The sequence below is a fragment of the Salipiger bermudensis genome (assembly GCF_017309175.1).
Taxonomy (GTDB): domain Bacteria; phylum Pseudomonadota; class Alphaproteobacteria; order Rhodobacterales; family Rhodobacteraceae; genus Salipiger; species Salipiger bermudensis.
Genome location: NZ_JAEKJV010000017.1, coordinates 23675 through 36900, shown reverse-complemented (window position 1 = coordinate 36900; position 13226 = coordinate 23675). Strand labels below are relative to the sequence as shown.

17 protein-coding genes are annotated in these 13226 nt (G+C 67.0%); 9 read left to right on the top strand and 8 right to left on the bottom strand.

The genetic code is table 11. The features are described from left to right. Positions 1–65 precede the first annotated feature (65 nt). Positions 66–662, bottom strand: a complete 597-nt coding sequence (locus tag JF542_RS19365) for a Pr6Pr family membrane protein (protein ID WP_007794636.1) — start codon at positions 660–662, stop codon at positions 66–68. Between the two features lie 57 nt (positions 663–719). Between JF542_RS19365 and recO the strand changes: the two genes are divergently transcribed. The 5 genes from recO (at position 720) to JF542_RS19340 (ending at position 3748) form a co-directional block, all read left to right on the top strand. After that, positions 720–1448, top strand: a complete 729-nt coding sequence (gene recO / locus JF542_RS19360) for a DNA repair protein RecO (protein ID WP_207077054.1) — start codon at positions 720–722, stop codon at positions 1446–1448. A 54-nt stretch (positions 1449–1502) separates the two neighbouring features. Then, positions 1503–2168 carry a CDP-diacylglycerol--glycerol-3-phosphate 3-phosphatidyltransferase gene (pgsA, locus tag JF542_RS19355; RefSeq protein ID WP_207077053.1) on the top strand — a complete coding sequence of 222 codons (666 nt, stop codon included), beginning with the start codon at positions 1503–1505 and terminating at the stop codon, positions 2166–2168. After that, complete coding sequence (gene moaD, locus JF542_RS19350) at positions 2165–2413, top strand: molybdopterin converting factor subunit 1 (RefSeq protein WP_207077052.1); 249 nt, start codon at positions 2165–2167, stop codon at positions 2411–2413. Before pgsA ends, moaD begins: the two co-directional genes overlap by 4 nt. A gap of 13 nt (positions 2414–2426) precedes the next feature. Next, a complete protein-coding gene (locus tag JF542_RS19345) occupies positions 2427–2885 on the top strand; it encodes a molybdenum cofactor biosynthesis protein MoaE (RefSeq protein WP_207077051.1) in 459 nt (152 codons plus the stop codon). A gap of 92 nt (positions 2886–2977) precedes the next feature. Continuing rightward, positions 2978–3748: a FadR/GntR family transcriptional regulator gene (locus JF542_RS19340; RefSeq protein WP_007794618.1), complete on the top strand. Its 771-nt coding sequence runs from the start codon at positions 2978–2980 to the stop codon at positions 3746–3748. A gap of 8 nt (positions 3749–3756) precedes the next feature. Here JF542_RS19340 and JF542_RS19335 read toward each other — a convergent pair whose 3' ends face one another. Then, complete coding sequence (locus JF542_RS19335; protein WP_207077050.1) at positions 3757–4134, bottom strand: GFA family protein; 378 nt, start codon at positions 4132–4134, stop codon at positions 3757–3759. A 216-nt stretch (positions 4135–4350) separates the two neighbouring features. On the opposite strand from JF542_RS19335, the gene JF542_RS19330 reads away from it, so the two are divergent. Then, a complete protein-coding gene (locus tag JF542_RS19330) occupies positions 4351–4788 on the top strand; it encodes a PACE efflux transporter (protein ID WP_207077049.1) in 438 nt (145 codons plus the stop codon). Between the two features lie 8 nt (positions 4789–4796). Here JF542_RS19330 and JF542_RS19325 read toward each other — a convergent pair whose 3' ends face one another. After that, positions 4797–5129, bottom strand: a complete 333-nt coding sequence (locus tag JF542_RS19325) for a DUF1491 family protein (RefSeq protein WP_207077048.1) — start codon at positions 5127–5129, stop codon at positions 4797–4799. A 4-nt stretch (positions 5130–5133) separates the two neighbouring features. Then, positions 5134–6039: a GTPase Era gene (era, locus tag JF542_RS19320; RefSeq protein WP_007794606.1), complete on the bottom strand. Its 906-nt coding sequence runs from the start codon at positions 6037–6039 to the stop codon at positions 5134–5136. A gap of 140 nt (positions 6040–6179) precedes the next feature. On the opposite strand from era, the gene JF542_RS19315 reads away from it, so the two are divergent. Next, positions 6180–6464, top strand: a complete 285-nt coding sequence (locus JF542_RS19315; RefSeq protein WP_207077047.1) for a hypothetical protein — start codon at positions 6180–6182, stop codon at positions 6462–6464. On the opposite strand, the gene JF542_RS19310 is transcribed toward JF542_RS19315, so the two are convergent. The 4 genes from JF542_RS19310 to JF542_RS19295 form a co-directional block, all read right to left on the bottom strand. Next, complete coding sequence (locus tag JF542_RS19310) at positions 6465–7334, bottom strand: DMT family transporter (RefSeq protein WP_207077111.1); 870 nt, start codon at positions 7332–7334, stop codon at positions 6465–6467. 19 nt (positions 7335–7353) lie between these two features. Beyond that, positions 7354–8037: a ribonuclease III gene (rnc, locus tag JF542_RS19305; RefSeq protein WP_007794595.1), complete on the bottom strand. Its 684-nt coding sequence runs from the start codon at positions 8035–8037 to the stop codon at positions 7354–7356. Then, on the bottom strand, positions 8034–8867 hold the full coding sequence (lepB, locus tag JF542_RS19300) for a signal peptidase I (protein WP_207077046.1): 834 nt from the start codon (positions 8865–8867) through the stop codon (positions 8034–8036). Before lepB ends, rnc begins: the two co-directional genes overlap by 4 nt. A 117-nt stretch (positions 8868–8984) precedes the next feature. Further along, positions 8985–9752, bottom strand: coding sequence for a DeoR/GlpR family DNA-binding transcription regulator (locus tag JF542_RS19295; protein ID WP_007794589.1), 768 nt, complete (start codon positions 9750–9752; stop codon positions 8985–8987). A gap of 278 nt (positions 9753–10030) precedes the next feature. Between JF542_RS19295 and glpD the strand changes: the two genes are divergently transcribed. Then, a complete protein-coding gene (gene glpD / locus JF542_RS19290; protein ID WP_207077045.1) occupies positions 10031–11629 on the top strand; it encodes a glycerol-3-phosphate dehydrogenase in 1599 nt (532 codons plus the stop codon). A 72-nt stretch (positions 11630–11701) separates the two neighbouring features. Beyond that, positions 11702–13186: a glycerol kinase GlpK gene (gene glpK, locus JF542_RS19285; RefSeq protein ID WP_207077044.1), complete on the top strand. Its 1485-nt coding sequence runs from the start codon at positions 11702–11704 to the stop codon at positions 13184–13186. Positions 13187–13226: the final 40 nt, after the last annotated feature.

Genomic DNA, 13226 nt, shown 5'->3' with positions numbered 1-13226 from the left:
TCGCTTGCAGGACCCCGGCTGGGCGGGACTGCCGATAGCTGTTGTGGCGGGGCTTGGCCTGTGGCCTAGCGCAGAAACCGGGCGAGGCCCACCTGCAGCCCCCCGGCGCTGGCGAAGCTGGCGCAGAGCAGTGCCGACCAGCGGAGCACGCCGTCCCAGCCGATCCTTGTCGGGTCGACGAAGAAATACGGGTAGAGCCCGTCCAGCTGCCCGCGCAGCAGCGCATAGCCCACATAGACCAGCGGCCAGAGCAGCCAGGTCGCCGCGCTGACCAGAGACAGCCCGTGTTTCGGGGCGCAGAAGAGCCAGAACGCCACCGTCAGAAGGGGTGTCACCATGTGCACCAACCGGTCGGCGACCGCGTCGAGCCCGCTCACCGCGTTGGCAAGCAGCGCGTAGTAGACCACCCCGACGATGGCGATCCAAAGCGTCAGGCCGCCGATCCAGAGCGGGCCGGGCATCCGCCCGCGAAGCGCCATGAGCGTGAAGCTCACCGCCACCAACGCGTTGGTCAGGATGGTGAAATAGCGCGCAAGGCTCCAGACCGTGTCAAGCGCATCGGCACCGGGATGGTCGATGCCGTAGGTCACGAACTGCAGCACCAGCCCCGCCACGGAGACGAGGGCGATGAGCGTAGCGAAGAGGCGCGCGCGCAGGGTCATGGCTGCAAGATGTGACGCAACTTGCCGATCCCGGCAAGGCGGAGGATAGTCGCGCGCATGGACTGGCGCGACACCGGCATTCTTCTCTCGACCCGCAGGCATGGCGAGACCTCGGCGATTCTCGAGGTCTTTACCGCCGAGCATGGCCGTCACATGGGCGTGCTGCGTGGCGGCACCTCGCGCAAGATCGCGCCCTCGCTCCAGCCCGGCGCGCAGCTCGACCTGACCTGGCGGGCGCGACTCGAGGATCACATGGGCGCCTGGACCGTCGAGCCGCAGCGCTCGCGCGCCGCCAGCGCCATGTCCGACCGGCTGTCGCTGGCCGGGCTCAACGCGGTGGTGGCGCTGCTGTCGTTCTGCCTGCCCGAGCGCGAAGCCCACCCGGCGCTCTATGCCCGCACCGAGAGCTTGCTCGACCTTCTGGCCGAGCGCGACCTCTGGCCGCTGGCCTACATGCGCTGGGAAATGGCGCTGCTCGACGAGATGGGCTTCGGCCTCGATCTCTCGGCCTGCGCCGTGACCGGAACCAACGAACCGCTCGATTACGTCTCGCCGCGCACCGGGCGGGCGGTCTCGGCCTTCGGGGCAGGGGACTGGGTGGCGCGGCTTCTGCCGCTGCCGCCGGTGATGCTGGGCCGCGGCACCGCGCCCGACGGCGAGATCCTTGATGCGCTGCGCACGACGGGGCATTTCCTCGAGAACCGGCTTGCCCCGGCGCTGGGCGACAGGCCGCTGCCGGCTGCGCGCGGATTGTTCCTCGACCGGCTGGCGCGACAATCGAGCTGAACTGTCGCGCGCGGCTCCCTTTCCTCGCCCCCAAAAGGGCGCTACGTATCGTCCATGCGCTGGACCCTGCCCAACACCCTCACCGCCCTTCGCCTGCTCGCCGCTCCCGGCGTGGCGGTGATGTTTCTGTATTTCTCCCGTCCGCTGGCGGATTGGTTCGCGCTGCTGCTGTTCATCAGCGCCGCCGTAACCGACTGGTTCGACGGGTATATCGCCCGGACATGGAGCCTCGAATCGAAGCTCGGCGCGATGCTCGACCCGATCGCCGACAAGGCGATGGTGGTGATCGCGCTGATGGTGATCGTGGGCTATTCCTCGATGTCGCCGTGGCTGGTGCTGCCCGCGACCTTCATACTCTTCCGCGAGGTCTTCGTCAGCGGCCTGCGCGAGTTCCTCGGCGACACCGCCGGCACGCTCAAGGTCACCAAGCTGGCGAAGTGGAAGACCACCTTCCAGATGGTCGCCATCGCGGTGCTTTTCGCGCAAGGCGTGTTCGAGCATTACCTTGCGGTCAGCGTCGAGGGCGTATCGCCGGAACAGGTCAGCACGATTCTCAGTCGCGAGGCCGAGGACATCCACGGGCTGGTCTGGAAGGAGCAGGGCATGCTCTGGGCGGGCTATCTCGGTCTGACGCTGCTGTGGATGGCCGCCGCGCTGACGCTGATCACCGGCTGGGACTACTTTGTGAAGGCCTGGCCCCACCTGAGGGACGACAGATGATCGACGTGCTGTATTTCGCCTGGGTGCGCGAGCGCATCGGGCTGCCGAAAGAGAAAATCGAGACCTCTGCCGCCACCGTGGCCGCGTTGGTCGAGGAGCTGAAGGCGCGCGAGGAGCGCTACGAGGCGGCCTTTGCCGATCTCTCGGCGCTGCGCGTGGCCGTCGATCAAGAACTCACGGATTTCGATGCGCCGCTGGCCGGTGCCCGCGAGGTCGCGTTCTTCCCGCCGATGACCGGCGGTTGAGGGGGGGCGGGCGATGTCGGATCAGGCCGGACTTCGGGTCGTGGTGCAGGAGGCGCCGTTCGATTTCGGCGCCGAGGCCGAGCTCTTCGCCGCGGGCCGCACCGATCTTGGCGCGGTGGTGACCTTCACCGGCGTGGTGCGCGACGTGGCCGGTGGCCTCGAGGGCATGGAGATCGAGCATTATCCCGGCATGACCGAGAAGGCGCTGACCAAGATCGCCAGCGAGGCGCAGGCGCGCTGGTCGCTGGGCGAGGTGCTGGTGATCCACCGCTACGGCAAGATGGCGGCGGGCGAGCGCATCATGATGGTCGCCACCGCCTCGGCGCATCGCCAGCACGCCTTCGAGGCGGCGGAATACCTGATGGACTACCTGAAATCCCGCGCGCCCTTCTGGAAGAAGGAAAGCGCCGGTGGCGACCAGTCGTGGGTCGCGGCCAAGGACGAGGACGAGGCTGCGCTCGACCGCTGGTGAGCGCTGACCGGTGACGCCGCGCCAGAGCGCCTTGCGTCCAAAGGCGGTGCGGTCATATGATCTGACCAATTCTCGCAAGATCGGATCCTCTCATGCCCTTCCGTCCCGTGCATTCGGAAAAGCTCGCCGCCGCGGTGGTGCGTCAGATCGAGGAACTGATCCTGCGTGGCATCCTGCGCCCGGGCGAGCGGCTTCCGGCGGAGCGCGAGCTTTCGGAGCGGCTGGGCGTGTCGCGTCCCTCGCTGCGCGAGGCCGTGTCGGATCTGCAATCGCGCGGCCTGCTGAGCTCGCGCGCGGGGGCCGGGATATTTGTCACCGAGGCGCTGGGCTCGGCGTTTTCCGACACGCTGGTGCAGCTTTTTGCCCGCCATGACGAGGCGGTGTTCGACTACCTGAGCTTTCGACGCGACATGGAGGGCCTCGCCGCCGAGCGCGCCGCGACCCATGGCACCGAGACCGATCTGCGGGTCATCGGCGAGCTCTTCGGGCAGATGGAGGTGGCGCATGGCAAGCGCAACCCGGCCGACGAGGCGCGGCTCGACGCCGATTTCCACCTCGCGATCATCGAGGCCGGTCACAACGTCATCATGCTGCACATGATGCGGTCGATGTACCAGCTGCTGCGCGAGGGGGTGTTCTACAACCGCTCCGTCATGTTCAAGCAGCGCACCACCCGCGAGGCGCTGCTCGATCAGCACCGCGCCATCAACACCGCGCTGCAGGCCCGCGACCCGAAAGCCGCCCGGGCCGCCGTCGAGGCGCATCTGAGCTATGTCGAGGACGCGCTGGCCGCCGACCGGCAGGCCGAGCGCGACGAGGACATCGCCCGCCAGCGCTTTGAACGGGTGCGCACCAAAGGCTGAGGCGGCTTCTAGATCTCCTCGCGGTCACGCTCGAAGGAGGTCATATCGGGGAAGGCTGGCAGCCAAGGCTCGCGGCGGCAGGTCCAGAGCTCGTAGCTCGGTGCGAACTGGCCCGGTGTGTCGAGCGCTCCCAGATGCAGCTCCACCTCCTCGCCGCTCTGTGCAAAGACCGATGATCCGCAGGTCTGGCAGAAATGCCGCCCCTGATAGCTGCGCGGCGCGCCGGTGACGCGGACGGCCGATGCCGGGAACACGGCGGCCGCAAAGAACGCCGCGCCGTGGTGCTTGCGGCAATCCGTGCAATGGCAGATCCCGACCCGGACCGGCGCGCCGCTTGCCACGAAGCGCACCGCGCCGCAGAGGCAGCCTCCCCGTGTTTCGCTCATTCGTCTCGCCTCCCTTTCGTCACGTCGCCAGTCTGGCAGCCGCCGACGCGGTCTGCCAGAGGCACTGCTCGGGCTGTCGAAAGCACATATCCGCCAATCGCGCGCATCCGCGCCTTGAAGACTGGCCCTGACGTTGGCATCTCTGAGGTGAGAGGACGACCTCCCCCAGTTCGGGATATCATTCGGGACGGCCCGGCAACCAAGGACTAGGTCGCCATGCGCTCACCTCTTGATCGTCTTCGCCACGCCCTCAGCTTTGAAGTCGTCGGGCTGCTGCTGGTTATCCCGCTCGGCGCGCTCGTCTTCCAGATGCCAATGCATGACATCGGCGTGGTCGGAATCGTCAGCGCCACGCTCGCGACGCTGTGGAACCTGATCTACAACTATCTCTTCGATCTGGGGCTGCAGCGCCGGACCGGCAGCACCGAGAAGACCAAGCGCGTCCGCATCCTGCACGCAGTGCTGTTCGAGGGCGGTCTGCTGGTGGTGCTGATGCCGTTCATCGCTTGGTATCTCGGCATCTCGATCTGGCAGGCGCTGGTGATGGATGCGGCTTTTGCGCTGTTCTACATGCTCTACGCGCTGTGCTTCAACTGGGGCTACGACCGGCTCTTTCCCCTGCCCGAATGGCAGGCGGCGCGGGCCGCCGAGTAGCGCGGGCCTCAGTCCGAGAGCCCCTCCTCGTCAAGCAGGTGGCGGCCCTGTCGGTCCTCGACCTCGATCACCCAGAGATCGGGGTCGAAGCCGCGCTGCTTCGCGATGCTGGCATCGACCTCGCGCTCATCCCCCGAGGCCAGCTCGGTCCATTGCCGGGCGCCGGTCATCAGGTCGAAGCCACGGGTGAAGGCCCGCGCCTTGCCGTCAAGCGTGGAGAGCTTCACGAGAACCGCGCCGGCATGGTCGTCGCCATGGGCGGTCACGTAGGCAGGGATGGTCTGGAACGACAGCCGGGCGAGGTAGGCGTCGACCCAGAACCGCGTGGTCAGACGGGCCACGGGGTCAGTTGCCGTCCTTGAAGTCGAGCCCCATCTCGGAATAGCGCTCGGCCTCCTCGAGCCAGTTCTCGCGCACCTTCACCTGCAGGAACAGGTGCACCTTGCGGCCGAGAAACTCCTCGAGCTCGGTGCGGGCGGCCTGGCCGATGGCCTTCACCGTCTCGCCCTTGCGGCCCAGAACGATGCCCTTGTGGCCGTCTCGCATGACGTAGATCACCTGATCGATGCGGGCCGAGCCATCCTGCCGCTCTTCCCAGCTCTCGGTCTCGACGGTGAGCTGGTAGGGCAGCTCCTGATGCAGGCGCAGGGTCAGCTTTTCGCGCGTGATCTCGGCGGCGATCGTCCGCATCGGCAGGTCGGCGATCTGGTCCTCGGGATACAGCCACGGGCTCTCGGGAACCTCGCCGGCGAGCCATTCGCGCAGGTCCTTCACGCCGTGGCCCTTCTCGGCCGAGATCATGAAGGTCTTGGCGAAGGCGTAGCGTTCGTTGAGATCTTCGGTCAGCTTCAGCAGCACCTTGGCCTCGACGCGGTCGATCTTGTTGATCGCCAGCGCCACGGTGCGCCCCTGAGGAAGATCGGCCAGCCCTTCAAGAATGCGCTCGACGCCCTCGGTGATGCCGCGATGGGCCTCGACGAGAAGCACGATGATGTCGGCATCGGCCGCCCCGCCCCATGCCGCGGCGACCATGGCGCGGTCGAGCCGACGGCGCGGTTTGAACAGGCCCGGCGTGTCGACAAAGACAAGCTGGCTGTCGCCCTCCATCGCCACGCCGCGGATGCGGGCGCGGGTGGTCTGCACCTTGTGGGTGACGATGCTCACCTTGGCCCCCACCATGCGGTTGGTGAGGGTGGATTTGCCCGCGTTGGGCTCTCCGATCAGGGCGACAAATCCGGCGCGTGTGGTCATGGGCTGGTCCGTTGGGGGAATGATCCGCATCACATAGTCGTTTTTTGCGCAAAGAGCCATAGGACGCGATGCTGGCAGGGCAGACACTCTGCCCTATATAGCGAAGGCTCCGACTCGGAGCGACGCGCAAGGAGACTTTGATGCGACAGGTTCATGCAGCAGTTTTGGCCCTGATGACCATGGGGCTGGCCACGGTGGCTGGCGCCGACACCCTCTACGTCCCGACCATCCATGCCTTGCAGGGCGATGGCAGCTACCGCGACTCGCCGCTCAAGGGCAGCGAGCAGGGTGTTCCCCTTGGCGAGTGCCAGTCTCAGGCGAAACGCTGGAAGTCGAAGAACGCGCAGGCCATCGCGCTGGCGCAGGAGTCGCTTGGCGGCGCGCGTCGCGACGCCGCGATCGAGGTCAGCTGCGAGAAGCTCTGATCATTCGGGGCGGGCAGGGGCGCGCGGCTTGCCGCTGCGCAACAGCGTGTAGACCCCGCTGACCACGATCAGCAGCCCGCCCGCGAGCGTCCAGAGGTCCGGGCGCTCGCCGAAGAACAGGAAGGCGAAGGTCAGCGCCACCAAGAGCCGCGAGTAGCGGAACGGCGCCACCACCGAGACCTCGCCCACGCGCATCGCCCGGGTCAGCGCCGTGTAGGCGGCGACGCCCACGGCACCGGTCAGCAGCAGCCGGCCGAGCTCGGTGCCCGTGGGCAGGCGTGGCGGGGCAGGGTCGAAGGGCAGCATGATCAGCCCGGCCATGATGAGCACCGCAAAGCCCAGCACACCCAGCTGGTTGGTCGAGACCGCCGGCGGGCTGGCGCGCGTGAAGAGATCGCGCATCGCGAAGCCGATCATGCCCGCGACGGCCAGAAGGGCGTCGGGGCGGAAGGCGTCAGGCGTCGGGCGCAGAATCATCAGCACGCCGATGAAGCCCACCGCCATGGCGATCCAGCGCCGCGGGCCGACCTGCTCGCCCAGCAGCAGCGCCGCGCCGGCGGTGACCACCAGAGGCGCGGCCTGCAGGATCGACGAGGTGATGGCGAGCGGCGTGTAGGCCAGCGACAGGGCAAAGAACAGCCGTCCGATGATCTCGAAGACGGTCCGCATCATCAGGCTCGGGCGCAGGATTGCCGGGTGCAGCACCGGTTCGCGCGCGCGCAGGGTGAGCAGCACGTAGATCGCTGTGCCGGTGAGGCCGAAGATCAGTGTCGCCTCTCCGGGCGGCAGCGCCGGCGTCACCGATTTGAAGAGCGCGTCTTCGATGGCGAACAGCGTCATGGCGGCGCACATGAAGAGCGCGCCCAGCATATTTCCGGACGCGCCGCGCTCAGCCACCCGTCACCTTGGCAAGCAGCGCCGCGGCGGCCTCCTGCTCGGCCTTGCGCTTGGCCCCGGCGGTGGCCTGCGCCGTCTCGCCGGATGAGAGTCGCGCTTCGATGGTGAAGACCGGGGCGTGATCGGGGCCGGAGCGCGCGGTCTCAACGTAAGCCGGCGGCGGCATCCCGCGCGCCTGCGCCCACTCCTGCAGCGAGGTCTTGGCGTCGCGCGCATCCTCGTCGACGCGCGTGACCCGATCACCCCAGAGCCGGCGCACCAGATCCTTGGCGGCCTCGAACCCGGCGTCGAGATAGACCGCTGCGATCACCGCTTCCATGGCATCGCCCAGCAGCGCCATCTTGCGGCGGCCACCCGACATCATCTCAGAGCGGCCAAGCTTCAGCGCGGCACCAAGGTCAACCTCGCGCGCCACGTCGGCGCAGGTCTCCTTGCGCACCAGCGCGTTGTAGCGCGGCGCAAGCTGGCCTTCCGAGGCGTTGCGGTCGTCGGCCAGAAGCGCCTCGGCCATGACGAGGCCCAGCACCCGGTCCCCGAGGAACTCGAGCCGCTGGTTGTCCTCGCGGCCCGGGGCCGACATCGAGGAGTGCGTCAGCGCACGGCGCAGCAACTCGGGCCGGTCAAAGCGGTGGCCGAGACGCTCTTCGAGCGCGATGATCTCGGCAGACCTCTTCATTGCAGCTTGTGGAAGAAGCGGTCGCCGCGCCAGGTCCAGAAGAACAGCATGGAGCGGCCGGAGGACGAGAAGACGACGCGGTTTGCCTTGCCGATCAGATTCTCGAACGGGACGAAGCCGACGCCGCCGGCAGCGCTCGGCACGCGGCTGTCGGAGGAATTGTCGCGGTTGTCGCCCATCATGAAGTAGTGGCCTTCGGGCACGGTATAGACACGGGTGTTGTCCGAGCCCTGCATGGCGATGTTGAGGATGTCATGCGACTTGCCGTTGGGCAGGGTCTCGGTCCAGCGCGATTTCTCGCAGACGCCGCCGGTGCCCACGGGGCCGTTCTCGCAGCGCGGGCGCAGCTGTTGCGGGCCCTGCGGCTCGGCGGTCTCGGAGAAGGTGCCGTTGCGCTCGACCTCGACCGGCTCGTCGTTGATGTAGAGCAGGCCGTTGGTCATCTGGATGCGGTCGCCCGGCATGCCGATCACGCGCTTGATGAAGTCGCGCCCGGTGACCGGGTGGCGGAACACCGCGATATCGCCGCGCTCGGGCTCGGAGCCGAAAATCCGGCCGTTGTCATCGCCGAGCCAGCCGCAGATGTCCTTGGCGTCGACGTCGAGCCCGACGACGGGCAGGCGGATCGACGGGCAGGAGGCGTAGGAGTAGCCGTAGCTCATCTTGTTGACGAAGAGGAAGTCGCCGATCAGCAGCGTGTCCTTCATCGAGCCGGAGGGAATCCAGAAGGGCTGAAAGAACAGCGTCCGGAACACGCCCGCAATCAGAAGCGCGTAGACGATCGTCTTGACGGTCTCGAGGAAGCCGCCGGTTTCTTTCTCTTTTGCCATGAAACATGCCTTTCGCGCCGTCTGACCCCGGCTTCATGGGCGGCAGGCGATGGAGTGTCAAGACAGCCGTCCGGCGGCTGCAGCGTCGCGTCCCGCAAAGCTGGGGCTCGCGCGGGATCAGGCCGAGGGCACGATGACGATCTCGGTGCCCCAATCGGCGCAGCGCTGCGCCAGCGGGCCGGGCAGGGGCGCGTCGGTGAACAGCGTGTCGATCTGGCTCAGCGAGGCGATGCGCGCCGGTGCGCTGCGGGTCCGCTTGGAGGCGTCGGCCACGAGGAAGGTGCGCCGCGACTGGCGCAGGATGGCCTGGCTCACGCCGACCTCCTGGATGTCGAAATCGAGCAGGTCGCCTTCGGCATCGAGCGCCGAGCAGCCGATCACCGCGAGGTCGAACTTGAACTGCCCGATGGTGCCGGCGGCAAGGTTGCCGACCAGCCCACCATCGGAGCGCCGCAGGTGCCCGCCGGTGACGATGACCTCGCAATCGGGATTGCCGGCGAGGATGTTGGCGACGTTCATGTTGTTGGTCACCACCAGCAGGTTGCGGTGGGTGAGAAGCTGCCGGGCCACCGCCTCGGTGCTGGTGCCGATATTGAGGAACAGCGAGATGTCGTCCGGAATCTGCTCGGCGCAGGCCCGTGCGATGGCGCTCTTGGCGGCGGGGTTGAGCTCGCGCCGTTCCTCGTAGCCGATATTGACCGTGCCCGAGGGCAGCACCGCGCCACCATGTACCCGGTCGAGCTGGCCTGCCTCGGCAAGATCGGCAAGGTCGCGGCGAATGGTCTGCAAGGTGACACCGAAATGCTGCGCCAGAAGTTCGACGCTGACCTTGCCGTCGCGGCGCGCGATCTCGAGGATTTCGGGGTGGCGAAAAGAGCTGGACATTCGAGGCTTTCGTTTTTGTTCGCAACTGTGCCGCTGCCATGCCGATCTCGCAAGGGAATAGCGCAGATTTCCCGCCATATCGATTGCGAAATGGTGCCATGTTACCGCCCCATTGATCTTCGGGCGGGGAAATTCCCCGTGGGCGCTGCGCGTTTCAACGCGAAAGTGCGGTTTTTTGCCAATTTTCTGGAAACGAAAGAAAGCGAAAGCGTTTAACTTGCGAGACGGGTGTGCTTTCGGCATACCGATAAGACGCATATCGCAGCAAGGACAGGGCCATGGCAGACCAGCAGACGCGAGAGGCGACCGATCTCTTCATTATTGGCGGCGGCATCAACGGCTGCGGCATCGCCCGCGACGCGGCAGGGCGGGGCCTGTCGGTCCGGCTGGCCGAGATGAATGACCTCGCCTCGGCGACCTCCTCGGCCTCGACCAAGCTGTTCCACGGCGGGCTGCGCTACCTCGAATACTTCGAGTTCCGGCTGGTGCGCGAGGCGCTGATCGAGCGCGAAGTGCTGCTGCGCGCCATGCCGCATATCAGCTGGCCGATGCGCTTCGTGCTGCCCTATCACCCGTCGATGCGCTTCGAGAGCGACACGCCGACCTCGAAGCTGCTGACCAAGGTCATGCCGTGGATGAAGGGGCGCCGCCCGGCTTGGCTGATCCGGCTGGGCCTGTTCATGTACGACCACCTCGGCGGGCGGAAGATCCTGCCCGGCACCTCCACCGTCTCTCTCAAGGGCACACCCGAGGGTGCCCCGCTCGAAGACCGGTTCGAAACGGCTTACGAGTATTCCGACTGCTGGGTGCAGGATTCGCGTCTCGTGGTGCTCAATGCCCGCGATGCCGAGGCGCGTGGCGCAAAGATCATGACCCGCACCAAGGTGCTCTCGGCGGCGCGCGACGGCGATCTCTGGCGGGTGGAGGTGCAGGACACCCAAACCGGAGAGACCGTCACCCATTTTGCCCGGATGCTGATCAATGCCGGTGGCCCGTGGGTGGGCGACATCATCCACGAGAAGGTGCATCTCAACGTCAAGGAGGGTGTCCGGCTGGTGCGCGGCTCGCATATCGTGACGCGCCGCCTTTATGATCACGACAAGTGCTACTTTTTCCAGGGCACCGACGGGCGGATCATTTTCGCGATCCCCTACGAGGAGGATTTCACTCTGATCGGCACCACCGATGCCGAGCATCTCGACCCTGACAAGCGCCCCGACTGCAGCCCGGAAGAGCAGCAATACCTGATCGACTTCGCCAACCGCTACTTCAAGCAGGAGATCTCTGCCGAGGACGTGGTCTGGACCTATTCCGGCGTGCGCCCGCTCTACGATGACGGCGCCAGCAGCGCCACGGCGGCCACCCGCGACTACACCATCAAGGTCGAGGGCGCGGGCGGGGCGCCGCTGCTGAACGTCTTCGGCGGCAAGATCACCACCTATCGCCGCCTCGCGGAAAGCGCGCTCGAGAAGATCGCCGAGAACCTGCCCGGCGTAAGCGGGTCTTGGACCGCCGGCGTCACCCTGCCGGGCGGGGATTTCCCGGTCGACGGCGTGCCGGCGCAGATCTCGGGGCTGCAGCGCTCCTACCCGTTCCTGAGCGAGCGCTGGGCGCGCCGGCTGGTCAAGCATTACGGCACCGAGGCGCGCAAGATCCTCGGCGAGGCCAAGGATATCGAGGCGCTCGGCCCGATGTTCGGAGGCGATCTCACCGGGGCCGAAGTCGACTGGCTGATGGATCACGAATACGCGCGCACCGCGGAGGACGTGCTCTGGCGGAGGAGCAAGCTCGGGCTGCGCCAGAGCGAGGCGCAGGTCGCGGCGCTGGAGGATTACATGCAGGCGGGCCATCGTCGCGTCGACACACGTGTCGGCTGACTGGACGGGGGCCTCACCCGCAACAGATTGAGCGGCAGGAGCGCCGCAAGGGAAAGACCGGAGGGGGGAGATATGGGCTATATTCTCGCAATCGATCAGGGCACGACCTCGAGTCGCGCGATCCTGTTCGACAAGGATCTGAACATCGCGGCGTCGGTGCAGGAGGAGTTTCCGCAGCACTACCCGGCCTCGGGCTGGGTCGAGCATGACTGCTCGGACCTCTGGACCACCACGGCGGCGACCTGCCGCGGTGTGATGGAGAAGGCCGGCGTGCGCGCCGCCGACATCGCCGGCATCGGCATCACCAACCAGCGCGAGACCACGCTGGTCTGGGACCGCAAGACCGGCCGCCCGATCCACAACGCCATCGTCTGGCAGGATCGGCGGACCTCGGAGTTCTGCAAGAGCCTCAAGGCCGAGGGCCACGAGGCGGTTGCGACGGAAAAGACCGGCCTTCTGCTCGATCCCTATTTCTCGGCCACCAAGGTGGCGTGGATCCTCGACAATGTCGACGGTGCAAGGGCCCGCGCCGAGGCCGGGGAACTGGCCTTCGGCACCGTCGACAGCTGGCTGATCTGGAACATGACCGCGGGCCATGTGCACGTGACCGATGCCACCAACGCGGCCCGCACCATGCTCTACGATATCAGCAAGGGGCGCTGGTCCTCGACCATGTGCGAGATGCTGGGTATCCCGATGTCGATGCTGCCCGAGGTCAAGGATTGCGCCGCCGATTTCGGCATGGCGCGGGCCGATCTCTTCGGCACCGAGATCCCGATCCTCGGGGTGGCTGGCGACCAGCAGGCGGCGACCATCGGTCAGGCCTGCTTCCGCCCGGGGATGCTGAAATCCACCTACGGCACCGGCTGTTTCGCGCTGCTCAACACCGGCGAAGAGCTTGTGCGCTCGCAGAACCGGCTGCTTTCGACCATCGCCTACCAGCTCGACGGCAAGCGCACCTACGCGCTTGAGGGCTCGATTTTCATCGCCGGCGCGGTAGTGCAGTGGCTGCGCGATGGTATCAAGATCATCCGCCACGCCAAGGAGACCCAGCCGCTGGCCGAGGCCGCCGACCCCTCGCAGGATCTGGTGCTGGTCCCGGCCTTCACCGGGCTTGGTGCGCCGTACTGGAACGCCGAGTGTCGCGGCGCGATGTTCGGCATGACGCGCAACAGCGGCCCGGCGGAGTTCGCCCGGGCCGCGCTCGAGAGCGTGGGTTACCAGACCCGCGACCTGCTCGACGCGATGCATGCCGACTGGAAAGGGGCCGACGAGGCGGCGCTGCGGGTTGATGGCGGCATGAGCGCCAGCGACTTTGCCATGCAGTTCCTCGCCAACATCACCGGCGCGCCGGTGGACCGGCCGCAGGTGCTCGAGACCACGGCGATGGGCGCCGCCTGGCTTGCCGGACAGCGTGCCGGAATCTATCCCGGGATGGAGGAATTTGCCGAAGGCTGGGCGCTTGAGCGGCAGTTCGAGCCGGCGATGGAGGACGATCTGCGCAAGGGCAAATACGCCGCGTGGAAACGCGCGGTGGAGGCGGCGCAGAAGTTCTGAGGTCGGGCCGTTGCTTTGGCGCCGCCGCGCCGGAGATGTC